At 65.2% G+C, this 23,601-nt stretch carries 35 protein-coding genes; 10 read left to right on the top strand and 25 right to left on the bottom strand.

What is annotated here, in order from left to right; all coding sequences use genetic code 11:
- Positions 1-5 precede the first annotated feature (5 nt).
- From rplE to ACFSCW_RS06950, 19 genes are all read right to left on the bottom strand, one after another.
- Complete coding sequence (rplE, locus tag ACFSCW_RS07040) at positions 6-590, bottom strand: 50S ribosomal protein L5 (RefSeq protein WP_380888139.1); 585 nt, start codon at positions 588-590, stop codon at positions 6-8.
- On the bottom strand, positions 583-903 hold the full coding sequence (gene rplX, locus ACFSCW_RS07035; RefSeq protein ID WP_380888138.1) for a 50S ribosomal protein L24: 321 nt from the start codon (positions 901-903) through the stop codon (positions 583-585). The genes rplE and rplX overlap by 8 nt, the downstream gene beginning before the upstream one ends.
- 2 nt (positions 904-905) lie before the next feature.
- Positions 906-1,274: a 50S ribosomal protein L14 gene (rplN, locus tag ACFSCW_RS07030; RefSeq protein ID WP_380888137.1), complete on the bottom strand. Its 369-nt coding sequence runs from the start codon at positions 1,272-1,274 to the stop codon at positions 906-908.
- A gap of 12 nt (positions 1,275-1,286) precedes the next feature.
- On the bottom strand, positions 1,287-1,559 hold the full coding sequence (gene rpsQ, locus ACFSCW_RS07025) for a 30S ribosomal protein S17 (RefSeq protein ID WP_380888136.1): 273 nt from the start codon (positions 1,557-1,559) through the stop codon (positions 1,287-1,289).
- Between the two features lie 12 nt (positions 1,560-1,571).
- A complete protein-coding gene (gene rpmC / locus ACFSCW_RS07020; RefSeq protein WP_046347141.1) occupies positions 1,572-1,772 on the bottom strand; it encodes a 50S ribosomal protein L29 in 201 nt (66 codons plus the stop codon).
- Positions 1,769-2,206 carry a 50S ribosomal protein L16 gene (gene rplP / locus ACFSCW_RS07015; RefSeq protein WP_380888135.1) on the bottom strand — a complete coding sequence of 146 codons (438 nt, stop codon included), beginning with the start codon at positions 2,204-2,206 and terminating at the stop codon, positions 1,769-1,771. The genes rpmC and rplP overlap by 4 nt, the downstream gene beginning before the upstream one ends.
- Before the next feature lie 12 nt (positions 2,207-2,218).
- The gene (gene rpsC / locus ACFSCW_RS07010; RefSeq protein ID WP_380888134.1) at positions 2,219-2,926 is read right to left on the bottom strand and encodes a 30S ribosomal protein S3; all 708 of its coding nucleotides are present in this window, start codon (positions 2,924-2,926) and stop codon (positions 2,219-2,221) included.
- Positions 2,926-3,303, bottom strand: a complete 378-nt coding sequence (rplV, locus tag ACFSCW_RS07005; RefSeq protein ID WP_380888133.1) for a 50S ribosomal protein L22 — start codon at positions 3,301-3,303, stop codon at positions 2,926-2,928. Before rplV ends, rpsC begins: the two co-directional genes overlap by 1 nt.
- Positions 3,303-3,578, bottom strand: a complete 276-nt coding sequence (rpsS, locus tag ACFSCW_RS07000) for a 30S ribosomal protein S19 (protein WP_327460175.1) — start codon at positions 3,576-3,578, stop codon at positions 3,303-3,305. The genes rplV and rpsS overlap by 1 nt, the downstream gene beginning before the upstream one ends.
- A 3-nt stretch (positions 3,579-3,581) precedes the next feature.
- A complete protein-coding gene (gene rplB / locus ACFSCW_RS06995; protein ID WP_380888132.1) occupies positions 3,582-4,418 on the bottom strand; it encodes a 50S ribosomal protein L2 in 837 nt (278 codons plus the stop codon).
- A complete protein-coding gene (locus tag ACFSCW_RS06990) occupies positions 4,418-4,741 on the bottom strand; it encodes a 50S ribosomal protein L23 (protein WP_380888131.1) in 324 nt (107 codons plus the stop codon). Before ACFSCW_RS06990 ends, rplB begins: the two co-directional genes overlap by 1 nt.
- Positions 4,734-5,360, bottom strand: a complete 627-nt coding sequence (gene rplD / locus ACFSCW_RS06985) for a 50S ribosomal protein L4 (protein ID WP_380888130.1) — start codon at positions 5,358-5,360, stop codon at positions 4,734-4,736. Before rplD ends, ACFSCW_RS06990 begins: the two co-directional genes overlap by 8 nt.
- 2 nt (positions 5,361-5,362) lie before the next feature.
- Positions 5,363-6,223, bottom strand: a complete 861-nt coding sequence (rplC, locus tag ACFSCW_RS06980) for a 50S ribosomal protein L3 (protein WP_380888129.1) — start codon at positions 6,221-6,223, stop codon at positions 5,363-5,365.
- A 285-nt stretch (positions 6,224-6,508) separates the two neighbouring features.
- Positions 6,509-6,820: a 30S ribosomal protein S10 gene (gene rpsJ, locus ACFSCW_RS06975; protein WP_046347132.1), complete on the bottom strand. Its 312-nt coding sequence runs from the start codon at positions 6,818-6,820 to the stop codon at positions 6,509-6,511.
- Positions 6,821-6,928: 108 nt separating this feature from the next.
- Positions 6,929-8,119 (bottom strand): elongation factor Tu, encoded by a 1,191-nt coding sequence (tuf, locus tag ACFSCW_RS06970; protein WP_380888128.1) that lies wholly within the window; start codon positions 8,117-8,119, stop codon positions 6,929-6,931.
- A 243-nt stretch (positions 8,120-8,362) separates the two neighbouring features.
- Entirely contained in the window at positions 8,363-10,435 is a 2,073-nt protein-coding gene (fusA, locus tag ACFSCW_RS06965; protein WP_380888127.1) for an elongation factor G, read from the bottom strand.
- A gap of 68 nt (positions 10,436-10,503) precedes the next feature.
- A complete protein-coding gene (gene rpsG, locus ACFSCW_RS06960) occupies positions 10,504-10,974 on the bottom strand; it encodes a 30S ribosomal protein S7 (protein ID WP_380888126.1) in 471 nt (156 codons plus the stop codon).
- A gap of 58 nt (positions 10,975-11,032) precedes the next feature.
- On the bottom strand, positions 11,033-11,404 hold the full coding sequence (gene rpsL / locus ACFSCW_RS06955; protein WP_019831557.1) for a 30S ribosomal protein S12: 372 nt from the start codon (positions 11,402-11,404) through the stop codon (positions 11,033-11,035).
- Positions 11,405-11,628: 224 nt separating this feature from the next.
- A complete protein-coding gene (locus tag ACFSCW_RS06950) occupies positions 11,629-11,787 on the bottom strand; it encodes a hypothetical protein (protein ID WP_380888125.1) in 159 nt (52 codons plus the stop codon).
- A 176-nt stretch (positions 11,788-11,963) separates the two neighbouring features.
- On the opposite strand from ACFSCW_RS06950, the gene ACFSCW_RS06945 reads away from it, so the two are divergent.
- Together ACFSCW_RS06945 and ACFSCW_RS06940 are read left to right on the top strand one after the other, a co-directional pair.
- The gene (locus ACFSCW_RS06945) at positions 11,964-12,401 is read left to right on the top strand and encodes an RrF2 family transcriptional regulator (protein ID WP_380888124.1); all 438 of its coding nucleotides are present in this window, start codon (positions 11,964-11,966) and stop codon (positions 12,399-12,401) included.
- A 39-nt stretch (positions 12,402-12,440) separates the two neighbouring features.
- Positions 12,441-13,409 carry an NAD(P)H-dependent flavin oxidoreductase gene (locus ACFSCW_RS06940; protein WP_380888123.1) on the top strand — a complete coding sequence of 323 codons (969 nt, stop codon included), beginning with the start codon at positions 12,441-12,443 and terminating at the stop codon, positions 13,407-13,409.
- A 128-nt stretch (positions 13,410-13,537) separates the two neighbouring features.
- Here the strand turns inward: ACFSCW_RS06940 and ACFSCW_RS06935 are convergent, their stop codons facing one another.
- The gene (locus ACFSCW_RS06935; RefSeq protein WP_380888122.1) at positions 13,538-13,996 is read right to left on the bottom strand and encodes a DUF1465 family protein; all 459 of its coding nucleotides are present in this window, start codon (positions 13,994-13,996) and stop codon (positions 13,538-13,540) included.
- A gap of 70 nt (positions 13,997-14,066) precedes the next feature.
- Positions 14,067-14,270 (bottom strand): YdcH family protein, encoded by a 204-nt coding sequence (locus tag ACFSCW_RS06930; RefSeq protein ID WP_380888121.1) that lies wholly within the window; start codon positions 14,268-14,270, stop codon positions 14,067-14,069.
- Positions 14,271-14,423: 153 nt separating this feature from the next.
- Here ACFSCW_RS06930 and ACFSCW_RS06925 point away from each other — a divergent pair, with 153 nt between their 5' ends.
- Positions 14,424-14,579: a YdcH family protein gene (locus ACFSCW_RS06925; RefSeq protein WP_380888120.1), complete on the top strand. Its 156-nt coding sequence runs from the start codon at positions 14,424-14,426 to the stop codon at positions 14,577-14,579.
- Between the two features lie 25 nt (positions 14,580-14,604).
- Here ACFSCW_RS06925 and ACFSCW_RS06920 read toward each other — a convergent pair whose 3' ends face one another.
- The 3 genes from ACFSCW_RS06920 to ACFSCW_RS06910 form a co-directional block, all read right to left on the bottom strand.
- Positions 14,605-15,021, bottom strand: a complete 417-nt coding sequence (locus ACFSCW_RS06920; RefSeq protein WP_380888119.1) for a PilZ domain-containing protein — start codon at positions 15,019-15,021, stop codon at positions 14,605-14,607.
- A 55-nt stretch (positions 15,022-15,076) separates the two neighbouring features.
- Positions 15,077-15,535: an RNA polymerase-binding protein DksA gene (gene dksA, locus ACFSCW_RS06915; protein WP_380888118.1), complete on the bottom strand. Its 459-nt coding sequence runs from the start codon at positions 15,533-15,535 to the stop codon at positions 15,077-15,079.
- Between the two features lie 184 nt (positions 15,536-15,719).
- Positions 15,720-16,187 carry a host attachment family protein gene (locus ACFSCW_RS06910; protein ID WP_380888117.1) on the bottom strand — a complete coding sequence of 156 codons (468 nt, stop codon included), beginning with the start codon at positions 16,185-16,187 and terminating at the stop codon, positions 15,720-15,722.
- A gap of 88 nt (positions 16,188-16,275) precedes the next feature.
- Here ACFSCW_RS06910 and serS point away from each other — a divergent pair, with 88 nt between their 5' ends.
- Together serS and surE are read left to right on the top strand one after the other, a co-directional pair.
- Positions 16,276-17,544, top strand: a complete 1,269-nt coding sequence (gene serS, locus ACFSCW_RS06905; protein ID WP_380888116.1) for a serine--tRNA ligase — start codon at positions 16,276-16,278, stop codon at positions 17,542-17,544.
- Positions 17,544-18,305: a 5'/3'-nucleotidase SurE gene (gene surE / locus ACFSCW_RS06900; RefSeq protein WP_380888115.1), complete on the top strand. Its 762-nt coding sequence runs from the start codon at positions 17,544-17,546 to the stop codon at positions 18,303-18,305. The genes serS and surE overlap by 1 nt, the downstream gene beginning before the upstream one ends.
- Here surE and ACFSCW_RS06895 read toward each other — a convergent pair whose 3' ends face one another.
- Positions 18,306-18,512 carry a hypothetical protein gene (locus tag ACFSCW_RS06895; RefSeq protein ID WP_380888114.1) on the bottom strand — a complete coding sequence of 69 codons (207 nt, stop codon included), beginning with the start codon at positions 18,510-18,512 and terminating at the stop codon, positions 18,306-18,308. It lies immediately after the preceding gene.
- A gap of 196 nt (positions 18,513-18,708) precedes the next feature.
- Between ACFSCW_RS06895 and radA the strand changes: the two genes are divergently transcribed.
- From radA to ACFSCW_RS06870, 5 genes are read left to right on the top strand one after another with little or no spacing between them, the layout of a single operon-like run.
- Positions 18,709-20,076: a DNA repair protein RadA gene (gene radA / locus ACFSCW_RS06890; RefSeq protein ID WP_380888113.1), complete on the top strand. Its 1,368-nt coding sequence runs from the start codon at positions 18,709-18,711 to the stop codon at positions 20,074-20,076.
- A 9-nt stretch (positions 20,077-20,085) separates the two neighbouring features.
- Positions 20,086-20,616, top strand: a complete 531-nt coding sequence (locus ACFSCW_RS06885; protein ID WP_380888112.1) for a CvpA family protein — start codon at positions 20,086-20,088, stop codon at positions 20,614-20,616.
- Positions 20,613-21,035: an iron-sulfur cluster assembly scaffold protein gene (locus ACFSCW_RS06880; protein ID WP_380888111.1), complete on the top strand. Its 423-nt coding sequence runs from the start codon at positions 20,613-20,615 to the stop codon at positions 21,033-21,035. The genes ACFSCW_RS06885 and ACFSCW_RS06880 overlap by 4 nt, the downstream gene beginning before the upstream one ends.
- Positions 21,035-22,825, top strand: a complete 1,791-nt coding sequence (locus tag ACFSCW_RS06875) for a cation:proton antiporter domain-containing protein (protein WP_380888110.1) — start codon at positions 21,035-21,037, stop codon at positions 22,823-22,825. The genes ACFSCW_RS06880 and ACFSCW_RS06875 overlap by 1 nt, the downstream gene beginning before the upstream one ends.
- A complete protein-coding gene (locus ACFSCW_RS06870) occupies positions 22,825-23,151 on the top strand; it encodes a DUF423 domain-containing protein (protein WP_380888109.1) in 327 nt (108 codons plus the stop codon). Before ACFSCW_RS06875 ends, ACFSCW_RS06870 begins: the two co-directional genes overlap by 1 nt.
- The last annotated feature ends 450 nt before the right edge of the window (positions 23,152-23,601 follow it).

The following is a 23,601-nucleotide window of genomic DNA, read 5'->3' as shown; positions in this document are numbered from 1 at the left end:
GGCCCTCAGGCCGCCTGCTTCTGGTCGTCCGCGTCTTCACGCGGGAACGGGAAACCGAACAGACGGAGCAGCTCGCGCGCTTCCTCGTCGGTCTTCGCGGTGGTGGTGACGATCACGTCCATGCCCCGCACCTTTTCGATGCGGTCATAGTTGATCTCCGGGAACACGATCTGTTCCTTGAGACCCATCGCATAGTTGCCGCGCCCGTCGAACGACTTGGCGTTCAGGCCGCGAAAGTCGCGGACGCGCGGCAGCGCGATGGTGATCAGACGATCGAGGAACTCGTACATGCGTTCGCGGCGCAGGGTGACCTTGCAACCGATCGGCATGCCCTCACGCAGCTTGAACTGCGCGATCGACTTCTTCGCCTTGGTGATGACAGGCTTCTGGCCGGCGATCGCTTCCATTTCGGAGGCGGCCGCTTCGACCTTCTTCTTGTCCTGCGTCGCTTCGCCCACGCCCATGTTGAGCACGATCTTCTCGATCTTGGGCACTTCCATGCGGTTGGCGTAGCCGAACTTCTCCGTCATCGCCTTGGCGACGCGGTCTTCGTACAGCTTCTTCATCCGCGGGGTGTAGGTGTCAGCCATTGATGACCTCCCCGGATTTGACGGCCACGCGGACCTTCTTGCCGTCGCGCTGCTCGAAGCGGACGCGGGTGGCCTTGCCCGACTTCGGGTCGGCCAGCGCAACCTTCGACACATGCATCGGCGCTTCGGTGCGCTCCAGGCCACCCTGCGGGTTGGTCTGGCTCGGCTTCTTGTGGCGCGTGGCGATATTGACGCCCGAAACGACGACCTTGCCGTCCTTCGGGAGCGAACGGGTGACTTCGCCGGTCTTGCCCTTGTCCTTGCCGGACAGGACGACGACCGTGTCGCCCTTTTTGATCTTGGCGGCAGCCATGATTACAAAACCTCCGGCGCCAGGCTGATGATCTTCATGTGCCCCTTGGCGCGCAGCTCGCGCACGACGGGGCCGAAGATACGGGTGCCGATCGGCTCTTCGTTCTTGTTGACCAGCACCGCGGCGTTGCCGTCGAAGCGGATGGTCGAGCCGTCCGGACGATGAATGTCCTTGGCGGTGCGGACGATGACGGCGCGGTGCACGTCACCCTTCTTCACCTTGCCGCGCGGCGCCGCTTCCTTGATCGACACAACGATGATGTCGCCCACGGAGGCGGTGCGACGCTTGGAGCCGCCGAGCACCTTGATGCACTGGACGCGCTTCGCGCCCGAGTTGTCGGCGACGTCCAGGTTGGACTGCATCTGAATCATTGCAGAACTCCCTTAGCCTTCGGCCGACGCACGCTCAGGCGTGGTACGGGCTGCGACGCGATCCACCACGCGCCAGGTCTTGAGCTTCGAAATCGGCGCGGTCTCTTCGATCCGCACGATCTCGCCCTCATGGAACTCGTTGCCCTCGTCATGGGCATGATACTTCTTCGACCGGCGAATGATCTTGCCGTAGAGCGGGTGCTTCACCTTGCGCTCCACACGGACGACCACCGTTTTGTCGGTCTTGTCGGAGACGATCGTCCCCGTCAGCACGCGCTTCGGCATGTTTCCGTTTCCTTACTTCGCAGCCGAGCGCGAACGCTCGGACTGGATCGTCTTGATGCGCGCGATGGTGCGGCGCACTTCGCGGACCCGCGACGGCTTTTCGAGCTGGCTGGTCGCCGCCTGGAAGCGGAGGTTGAACGCCTCGCGCTTCAGATTGCCAAGCTGCTCGGATAGCTGATCGTCGGTCAGCGGCTTCAGTTCGCTCTGCTTCACTTACCGGCTCCCAGGTGCGAGGTGTCGCCCAGGCGGGCCACAACCTTGGTCTTGATCGGCAGCTTCATCGCCGCGCGGCTGAACGCCACCGCCGCGATGTCGCCCGGGACGCCGTCGAGCTCGAACAGGATCCGGCCCGGCTTGACGCGAGCGACCCAGAATTCCGGCGCGCCCTTGCCCGAGCCCATGCGGACTTCGGCCGGCTTCGACGACACGGGGACGTCGGGGAACACGCGGATCCAGAGACGGCCCTGGCGCTTGATGTGACGCGTGATCGCGCGGCGAGCCGCTTCGATCTGGCGGGCGGTGATGCGCTCCGGCTCCATCGCCTTCAGGCCATAGGACCCGAAGTTGAGCTGGGTGCCGCCCGGCGCGTCGCCGGAAATGCGACCCTTGAAAGCCTTGCGGAACTTGGTGCGTTTCGGTTGCAGCATGTTCTCTTATCCTTAGCGGCGGTCTTCGCGCGCCGGACGCACGCCGGAAGTCTGCGCTTCCATCATCAGGCGGTCGGTCGCCGTCGGATCATGGCCAAGGATTTCGCCCTTGAAGATCCAGACCTTGACGCCGCACACGCCATAAGCGGTGTGGGCCTCGGCCTCGGCATAATCGACGTTCGCGCGCAGCGTGTGCAGCGGCACGCGGCCTTCACGATACCATTCGGTCCGCGCGATCTCGGCGCCGCCAAGACGGCCCGAGCAGGTGATGCGGATGCCTTCCGCGCCCAGGCGCAGCGCCGACTGCACCGCGCGCTTCATCGCGCGGCGGAAGGCGATACGACGCTCGAGCTGATCGGCGACCGACTGGGCCACCAGCTTCGAGTCGATCTCGGGCTTGCGGATCTCGACGATGTTCAGCGACACGTCCGAGGCGGTCATCTCGTTCAGCTTCTTGCGAAGCTTTTCGATGTCCGCACCCTTCTTGCCGATGATCACACCGGGGCGCGCCGCGTAGATCGAGATACGGCACAGCTTGGCCGGACGCTCGATCACCACCTTGGAGATCGCCGCCTGCGGCAGCGTCTTCATAATGTGCTTGCGGATTTGCAGGTCCTCGAGAAGCAGGCGACCATAGTCGCTGCCTTCCGCGAACCAGCGGCTGTCCCAGGTCCGGTTGATCTGGAGACGGAGGCCGATCGGATTGCTCTTCTGACCCATTATGCTTCTTCCTGCTCGCGCACGACGATCCGCAGCCGCGAAAACGGCTTCACGATCCGGGCCGAACGGCCGCGGGCGCGGGTGGCGAACCGCTTCATGGAGATCGACTTGCCGACGCTGGCCTCTTTCACGACCAGCGCGTCGACATCCAGATTGTGATTGTTCTCGGCGTTCGCAATCGCGCTCGCCAGAACCTTGCGGACATCGACCGCCATCGCCTTGGGCGAGAACTGGAGGATGCTCATCGCTTCCCCGGCCTTCTTGCCGCGGATGAGGCCGGCGACCAGGTTCAGCTTCTGGGCCGAGCCGCGGATCTGCGTGCCGACCGACAAGGCTTCCTTGTCGTCCACCTTGCGGGGGGATTTCGCCTTCGACATCAGCGCTTGCCCTTCTTGTCGGCGGCATGGCCCGGGAAGAAGCGCGTCGGCGCGAACTCGCCGAGCTTCATGCCCACCATGTCTTCGTTGACAGAGACCGGCACGAACTTGCGGCCGTTATAGACGTTGAACGTCAGCCCAACGAACTGCGGCAGGATCGTCGAACGGCGCGACCAGGTCTTGATCGGCGCACGGCCACCGGATTCCTGCGCCGTTTCGGCCTTCTTCAGAAGGCTGAGCTCGACGAACGGACCTTTCCAGACGGAACGGGCCATCTCTTAACCCTTCTTCTTCGCGTGACGCGACCGGATGATCATCTTGTCGGTCGACTTATTGTGACGAGTGCGCGCACCCTTGGTCGGCTTGCCCCACGGAGTGACCGGATGACGGCCGCCCGAGGTCCGGCCTTCACCACCGCCATGCGGGTGGTCGACCGGGTTCTTGGCGACGCCGCGAGTCAGCGGGCGCTTGCCCAGCCAGCGGTTGCGGCCGGCCTTGGCAAGATACTGGTTGGCGTTGTCGGGGTTCGACACCGCACCCACCGTCGCCATGCAGGCGCCGTGGATGTAGCGCTGCTCGCCCGAGTTCAGGCGAACGATCACCATCCCGCGGTCACGGCCCACGACCTGCACATAGGTGCCCGCCGAACGCGCGATCTGACCACCCTTGCCGGGCTTCATCTCGACGTTGTGGACGATGGTGCCGACCGGAACCTGGCCGATTTCCATCGCATTGCCCGGCTTCACGTCGGTCTTCTTGCCGGCCACGACCACGTCGCCAGCGCCAAGGCGCTGCGGCGCGAGGATGTAGGCGAGCTCGCCGTCCTCATACTTGACCAGCGCGATGAACGCGGTGCGGTTGGGATCGTACTCGATCCGCTCGACCGTTGCCGGGGCATCCCACTTGCGGCGCTTGAAATCGATATAACGATAGCGCTGCTTGTGGCCGCCGGCGATGCCGCGCGACGTGACATGGCCCTTGTTGTTGCGGCCGCCGGTCTTGCGCTTGCCTTCGGTCAGCGCCTTGACGGGCTTGCCCTTCCACAGCGAAGACTTGTCGACGAGAATAAGGCCGCGGCGGGCCGGGCTCGTCGGGTTGTAATGCTTGAGTGCCATTAGCCCTGGATCCCCGTCGTCACGTCGATCGAGTCGCCGTCTTTCAGCGTCACGATCGCCTTCTTCACGTCCGAGCGCGTGTAGGGCTTGCCCTTCCAGCGCTTGGTCTTGCCCTTCTGGTTGATCGTGTTCACGCCGGTCACCGTCACGTTGAACAGTGCCTCGACGGCCGCCTTGATCTGCGGCTTGGTCGCGCTGTCGGCGACCTTGAACACGACCGCATTATGCTCGCTGAGCAGTGTCGATTTTTCGGTGATGTGCGGCGCGACGACCACGTCGTAATGACGGGTGTCGATCGCGGCCGCGGCCTGCTTCTTAGCCATTGAACCGGGCCTCCAGCTTTTCGACAGCGGCCCGGGTGAGCACCAGCGTGTCGTGCTTCAGGATATCATAGACGTTGGCGCCGATCGCCGGGAGCAAGTTGATCTCGCGGAGATTGTTCGCGGCGAGCGCGAAGCTCGTCTCGACCGTGTCGCCGTCGATCACCAGCGCCGTCTTGCCGAAGCCCAGAGCCGCGAGGTTGCCCTGCAGCGCCTTGGTCTTGGCGTCCTTCAGCTCCAGCGTTTCCATGACGATCAGCTTGCCGTCCTTGGCCTTCGACGACAGCGCCATCTTCAGGCCGAGCGCGCGGATCTTCTTGTTCAGCGACGGATTGAAGTCGCGAACGCGGGCGCCGTGCGCCTTACCGCCGCCGATGAACACCGGCGCGCGGCGATCGCCGTGACGGGCGGTGCCGCCGCCCTTCTGGCGGCCGAACTTCTTGCCGGTGCGGGCCACATCGGCGCGCTCGCGGGTGCCGCGGGCCGTGCCGCGGCGCTTCTCGAGCTGCCAGGTGACGACGCGGTGCAGGATGTCGGCGCGCGGCTCGAGACCGAAAATCTCGTCCTTGAGCTCGATCTCGCCCTTGCCCTTGGCGTCGAGGGTTTGAACCTTGACCTTCACGTTCAGCCCTCCTGGCCGGTGTTGTTGTCGTCGGCCGCGGCACCGCTCGCGCCCGCGTCGACAGAGCCAGCGCCGTGCTCGTCGGCAGCGGCAACGCCGGCGGCGACTTCGTCGGCGCCCGGCAGCGGCGGCAGCTCGTGCACGGCGGCCGGATCGACCTCGGGCACAGCCGGCTCTTCGTTGTGCTCGGGCGAGCGCAGGCCGGCCGGATACGGCGCGTCCTGGTGGCGCGCGACCTTCACGGCGTCCTTGATCGTCAGCCAGGCGCCCTTGTGGCCCGGCACCGACCCCTTGACGAAGATCAGGCCGCGCGCGGCGTCGGTGAAGACGACTTCGAGATTCTGCTGGGTGCGCTGACGGTCGCCCATATGGCCGGCCATCTTCTTGTTCTTGAATACGCGGCCCGGATCCTGGCGGTTGCCGGTCGAACCGAGCGAGCGGTGCGAAACCGAGACGCCGTGGGTGGCGCGCAGACCGCCGAAGCCCCAACGCTTCATGCCGCCCGCAAAGCCCTTGCCCTGGGTGTGGCCCGAAACGTCGACGAGCTGGCCGGCGACGAAGTGATCGGCCGAAATCTCTGCGCCGACATCGAGGAGCGCGTCCTCGGCGACACGGAATTCGGCGACGCGTGCCTTGGGCTCGACTTCGGCCTTGCCGAATGCGCCACGCTGCGGCTTGGCGACGTTCTTCGCCTTCGCCGTGCCGGCGCCGAGCTGCACCGCGACGTAACCGTCACGGTCCATTTCACGACGTCCGATAACCTGCAGATTGTCCAGTTGCAGGACCGTCACCGGAACGTGCCGGCCGTCTTCCTGAAACAGGCGGGTCATGCCCATTTTCTTCGCGATCACGCCAGTGCGCATGATCTGGTTCCTTCCAAACAGAGGCTCCGTCGCTCGTGCGAGCTCGGGAGCGTGCCAACGAAAAAGCCCCGGGGTTTCCCGAGGCCCAACCCAATGTTCGATACGCCCCCGCCCGGGCTGGATATCCGCATTGCTGCGAATGGCGGGGACGCAGGCCAGGTCGCTAACGAAAGCGCCCTGCGGTATCCCTTGCTATTCCGTCTTGCCGGAAGCCGGCCAAACAGTCGGCCATCAAGGCCGAATGACGGAGCGGTGAATCACCTTCTCCGTCGAGAAGCCGGGCCCTTACGCGAGTTTGATCTCGACATCAACACCCGCGGCGAGATCGAGCTTCATAAGAGCATCGACGGTCTGCGGGGTCGGCTGCACGATGTCGAGCATGCGCTTGTAGGTACGCACCTCGAACTGCTCGCGCGACTTCTTGTCGACGTGCGGGGACCGGTTGACGGTGAACTTTTCGATGCGCGTCGGGAGCGGAATGGGACCCCGGATCAGAGCGCCCGTACGTCGGGCGGTGTCGGCGATGTCTCCCGTCGCCTGATCGAGCACGCGATGATCGAACGCCTTGAGGCGAATCCGGATATTCTGGGTTTCCATGTCCACTACCGATGCGAAAGAGCCATGCCCGGTTCGACCGGGCTTACATTAATTGCAAAACCGCCCGGCCCCCTAGAGAGGGCCGGGCGGCGATGCAAGCGATAAAGCTTACTTGATGATGTTCGCGACGACGCCGGCGCCGACGGTGCGGCCGCCTTCACGGATCGCGAAGCGCAGACCCTGGTCCATCGCGATCGGCGCGATGAGCTTGATCGTGAGCTGCACGTTGTCGCCCGGCATCACCATCTCGGTGCCCTCGGGAAGCTGCACTTCGCCGGTGACGTCCGTGGTCCGGAAGTAGAACTGCGGACGATAGTTGGCGAAGAACGGCGTGTGACGGCCACCCTCGTCCTTCGAGAGGACATAGACTTCCGAGGTGAAGTCGGTGTGCGGGGTGATCGAGCCGGGCTTGGCCAGAACCTGGCCGCGCTCGACTTCCTCACGGCCGACGCCGCGGATCAGCGCGCCGATGTTGTCGCCCGCCTGGCCCTGGTCGAGCAGCTTGCGGAACATCTCGACGCCGGTGACGACGGTCTTGCGGGTGTCCTTGATGCCGACGATCTCGACTTCCTCGCCGACCTTGACCACGCCCTGCTCGACGCGACCGGTCACGACGGTGCCGCGGCCGGAGATCGAGAACACGTCCTCGATCGGCATCAGGAAGGGCTTGTCGAGCGGACGCTCCGGGGTCGGGATCCACTTGTCGACTTCGGCCATCAGCTTCAGGATCGCCTGCTTGCCGATTTCGTCATTGCTGTCCTCGAGCGCGGCGAGCGCCGAGCCGGCGATGATCGGAATATTGTCGCCGTCGAAGTCGCGCTTGGAAAGCTCCTCGCGGATTTCGAGCTCGACGAGCTCCAGCAGCTCGGGATCGTCGACCTGGTCGACCTTGTTCAGGAACACGACCATCGTCGGCACGCCGACCTGCTTGGCGAGCAGGATGTGCTCCTTGGTCTGCGGCATCGGGCCGTCGGCGGCCGACACGACCAGAATCGCGCCGTCCATCTGCGCGGCGCCGGTGATCATGTTCTTCACATAGTCGGCGTGGCCCGGGCAATCGACGTGCGCATAGTGGCGGTCGTTGGTCTCGTACTCGACGTGAGCGGTCGAGATCGTGATGCCGCGCTCGCGCTCTTCCGGCGCCTTGTCGATGTTGGCGTAATCGACGAACGTCGCGCCGCCCGTCTCGGCCAGAACCTTGGTGATCGCCGCGGTCAGCGACGTCTTGCCATGGTCGACGTGACCGATGGTGCCGATGTTAACGTGCGGCTTGTTCCGCTCGAATTTCGCTTTGGCCATTTTCTTCCTACCTTATGAGTCTGTTTCCCCGGCCGTCATGGGGCGCGCGAGAACGCGGCCCCATAGCGGCTGATTCAATCGAACGCCAGCCCTTCCACCTCGTCACCCCGGACTTGATCCGGGGTCCCGCTTGACACCGGGCCGACGGCGGAATGAATCCGCCGTCGTCGGTCCTCGGGGCGGGCCCGAGGCCGGCCGGCCTTTCGGCGAGGTTGAGCTAAGCCGGGCTTAGCTCCGCCCGCCTCAGGCCAGCTTCGCCTTCACTTCGTCGGCCACGTTCTGCGGCACTTCGTCATAGTGGCTGAACTGCATCGTGTACTGCGCGCGGCCCTGGGTGAAGGACCGGAGCTGGTTCACATAGCCGAACATGTTGGCGAGCGGGACCAGCGCCGAGACCGCCTGGGCATTGCCGCGCGTGTCGGTGCCCTGGATCTGGCCGCGGCGGCTGTTCAGGTCGCCGATGACGTCACCCAGATAGTCTTCCGGCGTCACCACTTCCACCTTCATGATCGGCTCGAGCAGTTTGATGCCGGCCTTGGCGGCCGTTTCACGCATCGCGCCGCGGGCGCAGATTTCGAAGGCCAGCGCCGACGAGTCGACGTCGTGGTACGCACCGTCGATCAGGTGCACTTCGAAGTCGATGATCGGGAAGCCGATCAGGTGACCGGTCTCCGCGGTCTCGCGGAAGCCCTTCTCCACCGACGGGATATATTCGCGCGGGATGTTGCCGCCCTTGATCTCGTCGAAGAACTGAAAGCCCGAACCGCGTTCGCCCGGCTTCACTTCCACCTTCACGCGGCCGAACTGGCCGGAGCCGCCCGACTGCTTCTTGTGGGTGTAGTCGATCGAGACCGGCTTCGCGAGATACTCGCGATAGGCGACCTGCGGCGCGCCGACATTGGCCTCGACCTTGAACTCGCGCTTCATGCGGTCGACCAGGATCTCGAGGTGGAGCTCGCCCATCCCCTTGATGATGGTCTGGCCCGATTCGTGATCGGTCGAGACGCGGAACGACGGGTCCTCGGCGGCCAGGCGGTTGAGGGCGAGGCCCATCTTCTCCTGGTCGGCCTTGGTCTTCGGTTCCACCGACAGCTCGATCACCGGCTCGGGGAATTCCATCCGCTCGAGAATGATCGGGGCGTTCGGCGCGCACAGCGTGTCGCCGGTCGTCGTTTCCTTCAGGCCCGCGATGGCGACGATGTCCCCGGCATAGGCCTCGTCGATGTCCTCACGGCTGTTGGCATGCATGAGGAGCATGCGGCCGATCTTTTCCTTCTTGTCCTTCACCGAGTTCAGGATGGTGCCCTTCTCGAGCTTGCCCGAGTAGATGCGCGCGAAGGTGAGCGAACCGACGAACGGATCGTTCATGATCTTGAACGCCAGCGCCGAGAACGGCGCGCTGTCGTCGGCCGGGCGCTCGTCCGGCGTCTCGCCGTCGAGCTTCACCCCCTGCACGTTCGGAATGTCGAGCGGCGACGGCAGATAGTCGACGACGCCGTCGAGCAGCGGCTGCACGCCCTTGTTCTTGAACGCCGAGCCGCACAGCACCGGCACGAACGAGAAGTTCAGCGTACCCTTGCGGATCAGCGCCTTCAGCGTCGCGACGTCGGGCTCCTTGCCCTCGAAGAACGCTTCCATCGCGGCGTCGTCCTGCTCGACCGCCATTTCGATCAGCTCGGCGCGCGCCATTTCGGCGGCGTCCTTCAGATCGTCCGGGATCGGCTGGTATTCGAACTTCGCGCCCAGCGACTCTTCGAGCCAGATGATCGCGCGGTTCTCGACCAGGTCGACGAGACCCTTAAAGCCGCCCTCGATGCCGATCGGCAAATAGAGCACGGCCGGACGGGCGCCGAGGCGGTCCTTGATCATCTCCACACAGCGCTCGAAGCTCGCGCCGGTGCGGTCGAGCTTGTTGACGAAGCACATGCGCGGCACGTTGTACTTCTCGGCCTGGCGCCACACGGTCTCGGACTGCGGCTCCACGCCGGCAACGCCGTCGAAGCACGCGACCGCGCCGTCGAGCACGCGCAGCGAACGCTCGACTTCGATGGTGAAGTCGACGTGGCCCGGCGTGTCGATGATGTTGATCCGGTGGTCGTTCCAGAAGCAGGTCGTCGCGGCCGACGTGATCGTGATGCCGCGCTCCTGCTCCTGCTCCATCCAGTCCATCGTGGCGGTGCCTTCATGCACTTCGCCGATCTTGTAGGACTTACCGGTGTAATAGAGGATGCGCTCGGTCGTCGTGGTCTTGCCGGCGTCGATGTGCGCCATGATGCCGATATTGCGATAGCGCTCGAGCGGATGGCTGCGGGCCATGATCTTTGATCCTTAGCGATGTGGGGAGCGGGCACGGGTGCCCGCTCCCCACGATATAAGTACGAAACTTACCAGCGGTAGTGGCTGAACGCGCGGTTCGCTTCCGCCATGCGGTGCGTGTCCTCGCGCTTCTTCACGGCGTTGCCGCGGTTCTGCGCGGCGTCCATCAACTCGCCCGACAGGCGCGCCGACATCGTCTTCTCGCTGCGCGCGCGCGCAGCCGAGATCAGCCAGCGGATGGCAAGCGCCTGAGCGCGCTCGGCGCGGACTTCGACCGGCACCTGATAGGTGGCGCCGCCGACGCGGCGGCTGCGAACCTCGATGCCTGGCTTGATGTTGTTGAGCGCGTCGTGGAACACGCCCAGCGGCTCGCGCTTGGCGCGCTGCTCGACGGTCTGCAGCGCCGAATAGACGATCGATTCGGCGACGGACTTCTTGCCGTCCAGCATCACCGAATTCATGAACTTGGAGAGAACCTGATCGCCGTAAACGGGATCAGGCAGGATTTCCCGCTTCTCGGGACGACGACGACGAGCCATTGGTAATACCTTTCTGCTTCAGCTTCATCCGGAACCTGTCCGGAGCTTACTTGGCCTGTTACTTGGGCCGCTTTGCGCCGTACTTCGAACGGCTCTGCTTGCGGTCCTTGACGCCCTGCGTGTCGAGCACGCCGCGCAGCACGTGATAGCGGACGCCCGGCAAGTCGCGGACGCGGCCGCCGCGGATCAGCACCACCGAGTGCTCCTGAAGGTTGTGACCTTCGCCCGGGATGTAGCTGATGACTTCGCGCTGGTTGGTCAGACGAACCTTGGCCACCTTGCGGAGCGCCGAGTTCGGCTTCTTCGGCGTCGTCGTATAGACGCGCGTGCACACGCCCCGCTTTTGCGGGTTCTGTTCCATCGCAGGGACCTTGGACTTGGCCTTCTGCGGCTCGCGGCCCTTGCGGACCAGCTGATTGATCGTCGGCATTGAAGCCCTTCACCTTTCACACGGTTACTTTGCTGGCGCCCGAACCGTTTCAAAACTAAAAGAGCCGCGGCGGCGTGCTGCCTCCTGGCCCCCTCATGCGCCAACAATGTTCAAGCTCACCCGCGCGTCCAAGGCGACATAAGTCACCACCGGGCTCGCGAGCGTGGCGGGCCTATAGCGGCGAGGTGTCCGCCGGTCAACGGGGCCGGACGCCCCGAATGCGGTCAGCCGTGCGCCGTGATTTTCACGTCTTCGGCACGCTGCTCATAGGCGCGCGAAAGCGCCTGATGCGCGGCGACTGCTGCCCGGTGCGGCGCGGCTGCGGCGAGTCGGGCATGCTCTTTGGCTCTGCGGGCCCAATATTCGGCTTGCGACTCTGGCATTTATGCTCTCCCCGGGCGGCGCCATCGCGAACAGGACGGCGAGTCGGTTGTCCACAGACTACCACTCCGCATGGGGAAAAGCGCCCCTTTTCTCCGGTCCGATCACGGCTCGTCGCATTTGCCGGGAACTTTTTTGCAAACTTGAAAAATGGTCCGATTCCCGCCATTTCAGGCGGATGCTGTCGCAACGGACCCGTTATGCCATCCGCGCCTTGCTGCATCTTGCGGACCGCTACGGGAAGGGACCGGTGCAGCTTGGCGAGATTTCGGCCGCGCAGAATATTCCGGCCAAGTTCCTGACGGTTATCCTCTCCGAAATGGGCCGCGCCGGCCTGGTCGAGACGCTGCGCGGCAAGGATGGAGGCTATTGGCTGGCCAAGCGGCCCGGCGAAATCAGCTATGGCGACATCATCCGGCTGACGCGCGGCTCGCTCGCGCTGGTTCCCTGCGCCAGCCGCCTCGCCCCGGAGCCGTGCAAGAACTGCATCACGCAGGACCAGTGCCGCATCCATTGGGTGATGCTGAAGGTCCGCGACGAGACCGCCCGCATCCTCGATACGATCCGCCTGTCCGATCCCGTTCCGGTGCCGCTGGAAGACGTCGCAGCGGAATAGGTCTTCCCGCTCGCTTTCGTTTCGCTATGAAACCGAAACATGAGCTTGCCGCCTCTCTTCGATCGCTTGCGCCTGCCGGTCATCGGCTCGCCTTTGTTCATCGTGTCCGGTCCCGACCTCGTCATTGCCCAGTGCAAGGCGGGGATCGTCGGCTCCTTCCCCGCGCTGAACGCGCGGCCGCAGTCGCTGCTCGACGAATGGCTGCACCGCATCACCGAGGAGCTGGCCGAGCATAACCGCAAGCACCCGGACCGCCCGGCCGCGCCGTTCGCGGTCAACCAGATCGTGCACAAATCGAACGACCGGCTGGAACAGGACGTCGCGACCTGCGCCAAATGGCAGGTGCCGATCGTCATCACCTCACTGGGCGCGCGCGAGGATTTGAACCAGGCCGTGCACGGCTGGGGCGGGATCACGCTGCACGACGTCATCAACGACCGCTTCGCGCGCAAGGCGATCGAGAAAGGCGCGGACGGGCTGATTCCGGTGGCCGCCGGTGCGGGCGGCCATGCCGGCACCACTTCGCCGTTTGCGCTGGTGTCCGAAATCCGCGAATGGTTCGACGGGCCGATCGCCCTTTCGGGAGCGATCGCGACCGGGCGTTCGGTGCTGGGCGCGCAAGCGATGGGCGCCGACCTCGCCTATATCGGCTCCCCGTTCATCGCGACGGTCGAGGCCAATGCGGACGAGACCTACAAGAGCGGCATCGTCGCCGGCCGCGCTGCCGACATCGTCTATTCGGATCTCTTCACCGGCGTGCACGGCAACTATCTGCGCCAGTCGATCGAAGCCTCCGGCCTCGATCCCGACAATCTGCCGCAGGGCGACTATAAGACGATGGATTTCGGCGGCGGCGCCAATCAGGCGAAGAAGGCGTGGCGCGACATCTGGGGCTCCGGCCAGGGCATCGGCGCCGTCAAGGCCATCGAGACCGTCGCCGAGCGCGTCGACCGGCTGGAACAGGAATATCGCGCGGCCAAGGCGGAGCTGCTCGCCAAGATGAAGTGAGCCACGGCCCCTCCCCTTCAGGGGAGGGGAAAGGGGTGGGGTTCGGCCGCAGGCCGATCAAAACACCGAAGCCGGAACGAAGTGAAGACTGCCCCACCCCAACCCCTCCCCTGAAGGGAAGGGGCTTGTCACAGCGCTCGCTCGATCCGGCGAAGCAGCCCCAGCGCCGGGCTCTCGGGCTCCGGCTCGATAAGGCCGCGATCGATCCGGGCGACGCGGTCGTACAGATCCATGCTGGACCGGATGATCGCCTGCGCCGGTCCCGGCAGGTTGTCGATGACGGCGGCGTCGCTGTCCACTTCGCGGCCAAGCCGGCGGGAATCGGCGCCCGGATCGTCCTCGCGGATTTCCCCCGCCGCGATCGCCTTGCGGGTCAGCAGCCAGGCAATGACGTGCATCAGTCGGGTCGTCACTTTCAGCGACTCACACGAAAACGCGACGCGCTGCGCCGGCGCCAGCAAGTCGCGGTCGCCGCGGCCGACCTCGTCGAAATAGCCGCGCGCCTCGTCGGCCATGACCATCGCCTCGGTATAGAGGCTGTCGACCAGTCGCGCGGTCATCAATTTCCTGGCGTGATCCAGTGCCATAGCCTGCTTTTGCCACGTTCCCGCGCCGGCCGGAACGTCGGAAAGAGGTAAACCGCGTCCCGATACGGGATCAGGCGATTATGTCGGGGATAAGCTGATCCTCGAGCAGCGCGATCTCGTCCTTCAGCCGCAATTTGCGTCGCTTGAGGCGCGCCAGCTGAAGCTGGTCGACATGGCCGCTCAGCAAAAGCGCGGTGATCGAATCGTCGAGATCGCGATGTTCGGTACGCAACGCCGCCAATCGCCTGGCTATTTCTTCTTCGCTTTGCCCCATCCCTCAAGACTATCACGTTCGGGGCCGCGCTCAAGCAGCCCGTCGCAAAGGGGCAACGCGTTCGTCGCACTTTAGTCACAAAGGGCGAGACAGACTCGGGACAGGTGTGTTTAACTCCTTCCCCCATCGGCGAAACGAGAGGAGTGTCTCGCAATGGACAATGTGCATCTGGCCGCCCTTCAAGCCAAGCACGCCGGGCTCGAAGCCCGAATTGTCAACGAGTTGCAAAGACCCGCGCCGGATCCGTCCGCGCTTGCCAGCCTCAAGAAGCAAAAGCTCCGAATAAAGGACGAAATGACTCGAGCCTGACGCCGAGCCGGAGCTGATCCGGGCCTTAGCGGCCCTTCAGTCCTTCGACGTATCTGAGCGAGCGGTCGGGCACGAGCACCGGCTTCACGAAGTCGGGCGTGCCCTCGCCGCCACCGACCGGCTTGCGCGCGAGTTCCGGGTCGATCTCGTAATCGAAGCGGATCCCGTAACGCCGGCCGCGCACCCAGGCGACCTCACCCTTGACCCGGCCGATGTTGCGGAGCTCGACCGTGAGCCTTTCGCCGCTGACGACTTCAGGCTCGGGGTCGGCGCTTAGCTCCGCCATCATTCCGCCACCCGAAAGGTTGCGGACGCGGGCAGTCACCGCCTTGTGACCATCGAAGCTGAGCGCTGCGCTCAGAAAGAAATTGCGTCGTTCGGAGGCGCGCTCCCGCGCCTCGGCCTTTTGCGACTCTTCGGGTGTGGGGTGCGACGTTTTCATATGCCGGCGGTGGTACGCCGGAATGGTCGACAACCCGTAAACAAGCCCGGAGAAGCTATTCGTCGCGCGAAACTTTTTCGTTCCGCTCGTGCCGCTCCTGCGCCTCGACCGTCATCGTCGCGATCGGCCGCGCTTCCAGCCGCGCGAGCGAGATCGGCTCACCGGTCACTTCGCAATAGCCGTATTCGCCTTCCTCGATGCGGCGCAGCGCCGCCTCGATCTTGGCGATCAGCTTGCGCTGCCGGTCGCGGGTCCTGAGCTCGATCGACCAGTCGGTCTCGCTGGAGGCCCGGTCGGTCACGTCCGGTTCGCGCAAGGACTCAGTCTGCAGATGCGCAAGCGTGCCCTGCGCCTCTTTCAGAATGTCCTCTTTCCATTGGATCAGCTTGCGGCGAAAATATTCCACCTGCCGCGCGTTCATGAACGGTTCGTCGGCACTGGGCCGATAATCGTCATCATTGACCGGCATCGGCAGTTTGCCCACGCCTTCAACGCTACTCAACGCCGTCGCCATAATCGTCTCCGCTCCACCTGGTCGCGGCCCAACTATGCTGCCGGGTCCACGCCCCTTTTGCCCGGGAGCGGCCTATACGCTGGCGCAAGACTCCGCACAAGCTGCGGAATCGGAAGCGACTTTCATTTCATCGCATCCACTCTCGGCTTGGCGCAAATTGCGGGAACTTTGTTGACGTAAGGTTTCAGCTTTCCGAGATAATCTTCTCGATCTCGCTCACCGGATGGTTGGTCAGGTCCTTCGGAATCTCGCCGATCAGGCGCTGCTCGATCTCCTTGTGATAGTGTTTGCGCAGGTCCCCGAGCGTGGAGGGCGGCGCCACGATCAGCAGCTTTTCGAATTCGTTCGCCAACGCCCGCTTCTTCAGCATTTCCGCCGCGTCCGCCGCGAAATGCTGTTCCTCCAGCGTGTGGAAATCGGTTTCCGAATAGGCGCTGCGCCCGGCTTTCACGCCCATGCCCGATGCCCGCGCCGCACCGCCGGCCGCAGACCGGCCCGGCTCGTCCGTCCCTTGATCCCGCGTCTCCGCGTCGGGGTGCTCGGCGGCGCTCACCACTTCCAGATTCGGGAAAACCTCGTCGCCCTGATTGCGGAAGAACAGCATCTTCTGGCCGTCGGCCACCAGCACATAGCTGTCGTGCGGGATCTGCATGGGAAGGTCTCCTTGTCCGTTTGGCGGATGAACGCGGCGGCCGCGCCGGGGTTGCGTGGCTCATCGACGCTCGCCATAGCCCGCGCCCATGCACGACATCCGCCCGATCCGCGACGACCCGACAGCGTTCGACGCCGCCCTCGCGCGCCGCGGTCTGGAGCCGGTGGCCGCAGCGCTGACCGCGCTCGACGAGCGCCGTCGCGCCGCCCAGACCGAGCTTCAGACCGCCCTCGCCCGCCGCAACGAAGCGTCGAAGGCGATCGGCGCTGCCAAGGCGCAAAAGCGGGAGGCCGAAGCGCAGGCGCTTATGGCCGAAGTGTCCGAGCTGAAGGACCGGATGCCCGCGCTGGAGGATGCCGCGCGCGAAGCCGATACGGCGCTTGAAGCGAACCTGGCCGTCATCCCCAACCTGCCCGCGCCGGATGTGCCAGACGGGCTTGACGAAGCCGGCAACGTCCAGCTCACCATCTGGGGCGATCCGCCGGAAGGCGATTTCCCCGAGCATCCCGATTTCGCCGGCCCGCTCGGGCTGGATTTCGAGAGCGCTGCCGCGATCGCCGGCAGCCGGTTCGCCGTGCTGAAAGGCGGCGTCGCCCGCCTCCACCGGGCGATCGGCCAGTTCATGCTGGACCGCAACATCCGCGAATGGGGCTATACCGAAGTCATCCCGCCGCTGCTGGTGCGCGACGCCGCGATGTTCGGCACCACGCAGCTGCCTAAGTTCGCCGAGGATTCCTTCCACACCACGGACGGCCGCTGGCTGATCCCGACCGCGGAAGTCAGCCTGACCAATCTGGTGCGGGAGAAGATCCTGGACGAGGGCGAGCTGCCCTTGCGCTTCACCGCGCTCACGCAATGCTTCCGCGCCGAGGCGGGGGCCGCCGGCCGCGACACCAAGGGCCTGATCCGCCAGCACCAGTTCGAGAAGGTGGAACTGGTCTCGATCGTGCCGCCCGAAGCCTCGGACGAGGAACATGAGCGGATGACCCGCGCGGCGGAGTCCATCCTCGAAGCGCTCGCCCTTCCCTATCGCCGCATGCTGCTGTGCGCCGGCGACATGGGCTTCGCCGCCAGAAAGACCTTCGACCTTGAAGTGTGGCTGCCGGGTCAGGCGCGCTACCGGGAGATTTCGAGCTGCTCGAACTGCGGCGACTTCCAGGCCCGGCGGATGAACGCCCGCTTTCGCCGGGAAGGCGGCAAGCCGGAGTTCGTCCATACCTTGAACGGCTCGGCGCTTGCCGTCGGCCGCACGCTGGTCGCTGTGCTGGAGAACTATCAGCAGCCGGACGGATCGGTCCGCGTGCCCGAAGCGCTGGTGCCCTATATGGCGGGCCTCGCCGCGATCGAGCCCGCCTGATGCGCATCCTTCTCACCAACGACGACGGCATCAACGCGGCCGGGCTCTCGATCCTCGAAGGCATCGCCGCAAAATTCTCCGACGATCTCTGGGTCGTGGCCCCCGCCGAGGAGCAGTCCGGCGCCGGCCATTCGCTGACGCTCTCGCGTCCGGTGCGGCTGCGCAAGCTCGGCGAGCGCCGCTTTTGCGTCACCGGCACGCCCACCGACAGCGTGATGATGGCGGCCGGCCATTTGATGCGCGAACTGAAGCCCGACCTCGTGCTCTCGGGCGTCAACCGCGGCGCGAACCTGGCCGACGACATCACCTATTCCGGCACCGTGTCCGCGGCGATGGAAGGCGCATTAGCAGGCGTCCGCGCGATCGCGCTCAGCCAGGTCTATGCTCGCGAAGGCATGGGCGACACGGTGCCGTTCGACGCCGCCACTGCCTGGGGCGAGCGCGTGCTGCGGCCGCTGATCGATACTGACTTCGCCCCGCGCACTTTGGTCAACGTCAACTTCCCCGCCCTTCCCGCCGCCGAAGTGAAGGGAATCCGCGTCGTCCGCCAGGGTTTCCACGACTACGGACGCGCCCGCATCGACCAGCGCACCGATCCGCGCGGCTATGACTATTTCTGGTTCGGGCTTCGGCCCATGGTCCACACGCCGGGTCACGACACCGATATCGAGGCCGTGAACGACGGCTATATCTCCGTCACGCCGCTCCAGCTCGACCTGACCCACGCCGAAAGCCTGAGCCGGCTCGGCTCGCTCTACTGATTATTCCGCGGCGATCTGCCGGCGGGATTGGCGCGGGGCCGAGCGACAGGGAATGCCGAGCACGTTGCAGCGGGTGCGCAGACTTTCCTGCGAGCGGCCCATCACCCTCGCCATGTCGATCAGATACTCGCCCGCCTCGCACCGGCGGCGCAGCTCGGCATCCTCTTCAGGCGTCCATCGCGACTGATGTTTGGTTCGGTTACGCACGCGCAAGCCTCATTGCAGCGATTCCCTTTTAAGCGCCGCAGGTTAAGCTTTCCTCAATCATTTGTTGCGGAATCGCAATAACCGATCGTCGATTGGTCGAAGGACGATCATCTGCTTTTCCACCCGATCGTCCGTCCCAGTAACCACCCGTCCGGTCCGCCTAGCTTTGGCCTCGCTTTGTTCCTACACTCCGCAAATGGCCAAACCCCAGAAGCGCTATGTCTGCCAGTCCTGCGGCTCCGTCTCGCCGAAATGGCAGGGGCAATGCGTCGATTGCCAGGAATGGAACACGTTGATCGAGGACGCGGGCGCGGTCGTTACGCCGTTCCAGGCGCGGCATAACCTCCAGTCGGGCGGGCGCGCGATCGATCTGGTCGGCCTCAACGCCGATGTCGCCCTCCCCGCCCGCATGCCGACCAGCATCGCCGAGCTGGACCGGGCATTGGGCGGCGGCTTCGTCGCCGGGTCCGCCACGCTGATCGGAGGCGATCCCGGCATCGGCAAATCCACCCTGTTGCTGCAGGCGACAGCGAAGCTCGCCTCGGCAGGCAAAACCGTGGCCTATGTCTCGGGCGAGGAAGCGGCCGATCAGGTTCGCCTGCGCGCGCAGCGGCTGGGGCTTGGCCGCGCGCCGGTCCAGCTCGCCGCAGCGACGTCGGTGCGCGACATCCTGACCACGCTCCAGACCGTTGTGCCCGATCTGCTGGTGATCGATTCGATCCAGACCATGCATTCGGACCTGATCGAAGGCGCACCGGGCACGGTCAGCCAGGTCCGCGCCTCGGCTGGCGAGCTGATCCGCTTTGCCAAGGAGCGCGGCACGGCTGTCGTGCTGGTCGGGCACGTCACCAAGGACGGCACGATCGCCGGCCCCCGCGTGCTCGAGCATATGGTCGACACCGTGCTCTCCTTCGAAGGCGAGCGCAGCCATCAATACCGCATCCTGCGCGCCATCAAGAACCGCTTCGGCGGCACCGACGAGATCGGCGTCTTCGCGATGGGCGAAGAAGGTTTGGACGAAGTTTCAAATCCTTCCGCCCTGTTCCTCACACATCGCGATGAAAATGTCAGCGGCGCGATCGTCTTCCCGGCCCTGGAAGGCACCCGTCCGGTGCTGGTCGAGATCCAGGCCCTGGTCGTCCGCCTCGCCAGCGGCGCCACGCCACGCCGCGCCGTGGTCGGCTGGGACGCCGGCCGCCTCGCGATGATCCTCGCCGTGTTGGAGGCACGCTGCGGCCTCAGCTTCTCCACAGCCGAAGTCTATCTAAACGTCGCCGGCGGCTACCGCCTCTCTGACCCCGCCGCCGACCTCGCCGTCGCCGCCGCCCTGGTCTCCGCCCTCAGCGAACGCCCCCTCCCCTCCGACGCCGTCGCTTTCGGCGAAATTGCTCTCTCGGGGGAAGTGCGTCCTGTGGCTCACGGACCATTGCGGTTGAAAGAATCGGCCAAGCTGGGTTTCGAGCGGGCACTTGTCCCAGTCAGCATGAAGGATGGATCGGGCGTGAAGCTCTCCGCCTTCGCCCGACTCGGCGCGCTCGTTGACCATCTGCTCGGGCGTGGCTAGCGCGGCGCCATGACCGCCCTCGATATCGTCGCGTTGGTGCTGTTGGGCGGAGGCGCCGCGTTCGGCGCCGTCCGCGGCTTCGTCCAGGAAGCGCTGTCGCTCTTCGCCTGGATGTTCGCGGTGATGGCCGTGCGGTTCTTCTACACGCCTGCCGTAAACCTGCTGGGCGGCGTGATCGGCACGTCCTCCGGCGCCGCCGTCGCCGCGGTGGTCCTGCTCTTCGGTGTGACGTTTTTCCTCGGCAAGATGCTCGCGACGGCACTCGGCAAGCGGACGCGGCAATCGGTGCTGGGGCCCGTCGACCGCGTGCTCGGCTTCGGCTTCGGCTTCGTGAAAGGCCTGATCGCCGCCAGCCTGCTGTTCCTGCTCGCGACGCTGGTGATCGACACGGTGCGCGGCGGCCCCGCCAACCGGCCGGACTGGATGCGCGGCGCGCGGAGCTATTCGCTGCTGAACGCGACCAGCCGCGCGATGGTCGATTATGTGAACCGCCGCCGGACCGGCACGCTCGGCGTCGGCAACGCGACGGGCGCGCCATGAACGCCCCGCTTTACGATACTGCCCTGCTGCGGCTGGCGGCGACGATTCCGCATCTCGGTCGCCTAGCCGAGCCACAAGCCACCTCCGAACGACGCTCGCCGGTCTGCGGCAGCCGCGTGATCGCCGATGTCAGGATAGAAGAGGGTCGGATTTCCGATCTCGGCCTTCAGGTTTCGGCCTGCGCGCTGGGACAGGCGTCGGCAAATATCATGGCGAGCCACGCGATCGGTCGCTCGCCCGAGCAACTCGCCGAGGCCCGTGATGCGCTGACCGCCTGGCTCGCGGGAGAGCGCGCCGATCCGGGCGATTGGCCGGGGCTTGAGCAGCTTGCGCGCGCGCTGCCGCATACCGGCCGCCACGCCGCGATCCGTCTGCCGTTCGAGGCCGCCGCCGAAGCTGCCGCGCGAGCGCAAGGCTGATGCACGGCAGCGAACCCGTGTCGCTTTTGCGCGACGGGTTCATCATGCTGGGCGCGGCGCTCGTGCTCGTGCTGATCTTCCGCCGCCTCGGCCTCGGCGCGACGCTCGGCTATCTCGTGAGCGGGGCTGTCATCGGACCGCAAGGACTGCGGTTGGTCGGCGACGCCGAAGGCAAGCTCGGCATTGCCGAGATCGGCATCGCCTTGCTGCTGTTCCTGATCGGGCTCGAGCTGTCCCCGGGCCGGTTGTGGCGGCTCAAGCACGACATCTTCGGTCTCGGGCTGCTGCAGGTCGCCCTCTGCGGCATCGCGCTCGCGGCCTTCGTTTTCGCCGCAACGCCTCTCTCGGCGGCCGCCGCGATCGCGATCGGCCTGCCATTAGCGCTTTCGTCCACTGCCCAGGTGCTGCCGATGCTGGAGTCGGCCGGACGGCTCCGTACTCCGTTCGGCCAGCGCGCTTTCGCGGTTCTGCTGTTTCAGGACCTCTCGATCGTGCCGCTCATCACGATCGTCTCCGCGTTGTCGCGAACACCTGCGGCAGAAATTGCCCCGCCAGGATGGCTGCTGGCCGCTTACACGGTCGGCGCGGTGGTCGGGCTCGTGCTGGCGGGCCGCTTCATTCTCAACCCGCTGTTCCGACTGATCGGCGGCCTGGGCGAGCGGGAGCTGTTCGTTGCGGCAGGGCTGTTCGCGGTATTGGCAAGCTCGGCCATCATGCAGGAGCTTGGCCTGTCGACGGCCCTCGGGGCGTTCATCGCCGGCGTGATGCTCGCCGACTCCCCCTATCGGCATGAGCTCGAAGCCGATGTCGATCCATTCCGGTCTATCCTGCTCGGCCTGTTCTTCATTGCCGTCGGCATGAAGCTCGATCTGCAAGCGATCGCCGATCGGCCGCTGCTGATCCTGTCGATCGCGGCCGGGCTGGTCGCGATCAAGACCGGCATTGTCATGGGACTCGCCTTGCTGTTCAATCAGGGCTGGCGAACGGCGCTCGCCCTCGGTCTGCTGCTGAGCCAAGGCGGCGAGTTCGGCTTCGTGCTGTTTGCCCAGGCTCAGAACGGCCTGCTCATCGCACCCGAAGCCGCCAGCCTGTTTGGCGCGGTGGTCACGCTATCGATGGCGGCGACGCCTTTCCTCATGCAACTCAGCCGCAAATTCCGCGAACCGCCGCCTGCGCTGCGGACCGATCTCGACGGTCCCAGCCATGACGGCGCGAGCGCGATCGTGATCGGCTGGGGCCGTTTCGGCCAGACCGTTGGCTTCATGCTTGCCGCGCAGGGCCTGTCGGTGACGATCATCGACCGAAAAGCCGCGCAGATCGATGTCGGCGAGGAGTTCGGCGTCAAAGTCTATTTCGGCGATGGCACCCGCGTCGATCTGTTGCGCCAGGCGGGCGCCGCCGATGCGCAGTTGATCCTGTTCTGCACCGACGACGACACGCTGGACCGCGCGCAGATGGAGATCATCGCCCAGACCTTCTCGCAGGCGCAGATCTTCGTGCGCGCGTTCGACCGGCGGCAGCTCATGCGGCTTTCGGGCGCGCCGATCGCCGGCACTATTCGCGAAGTCTACGAGTCCGCCATTTGCATGGCACGGTTGGCGATGGCCGCCCTCGACATTGGTGACGAAGAAATCCGCCAGGCCGAGGCGCATTATCGCGACCTCGATACCCGACGCCTGGAGGCGCAATCGGAAACGGGCGACCTGCATGCGGGCGACGAGTTGATGATCCGGCCCACCACGGAACCGGCAGCGACCGACGTGGCGCCCATTCCGGCGGAGAGCGGTTGATGATCTGGTTGATGCGACTGGCGGCGCTGTCCGCGGCGATAGCGATTGCCGCGGGAGCGTTCGGAGCACACCGGTTCAGCGGCAAGGAAGCGGAGTGGCTGCGGACCGGCGGGTTCTATCAACTTGTCCACGCCGTGGCGGTGCTCGCGCTGGTGCGGAGCGCGGCGCAGGGGCCGCTCTGGACGCTGCTCGGCGGCGCGGCGCTGTTTGCGGCCACGTTGTACGCGATTGCTTTGGGAGCACCGCGCTGGTTCGGCGCGATCACGCCGATTGGCGGTGCGTTGATGATCGGCGGCTGGCTGTGGCTGGCCTGGAAGCTGCGATAGCCAGGCGGGTGGTGGGCCCCGGAGCCAACCGATTTCATTGCCTAACCTATGAAAAATAAAGAAGAAAATCGCACTTAATTTTACGATACCCCCACCGCTACCCCCAGGACCGGAAACGAGGGCCGATGGCAGGCGGCACACAATTCCAATAAAGTTATAGCCGATCCTCCACCCACCAGTTCGGACATCCGGAACGGCGAATAGCCGCAACTCTTCACCCTTACCCTCCCCTCTTCCTCCCTGGAAGACCGCGATCTGTCGCGGAAAATCGGCTTCGGGCGCCAGTGCGGAGAATCGTCTTGGCCACGAGCGTTCTACTGGCCGGCTGTCTTTTCGAAGATCTTCGATCCGAATCGCCGGCGAAGCTTCGTGACCACCCCACCGACGTAGCGCTGTTGCCGCCACTCAGATGGGCTGTGATAGAGTCCGACAGCCTTCCAATAGTCGCGG

Origin of the sequence: Sphingomonas tabacisoli (assembly GCF_042678385.1) — a bacterium.
Taxonomy (GTDB): Bacteria; Pseudomonadota; Alphaproteobacteria; order Sphingomonadales; family Sphingomonadaceae; genus Sphingomonas_B; species Sphingomonas_B tabacisoli.
The sequence above is the reverse complement of the archived record's forward strand: the minus strand, read 5'-3'. Positions and strand labels throughout refer to the sequence as shown.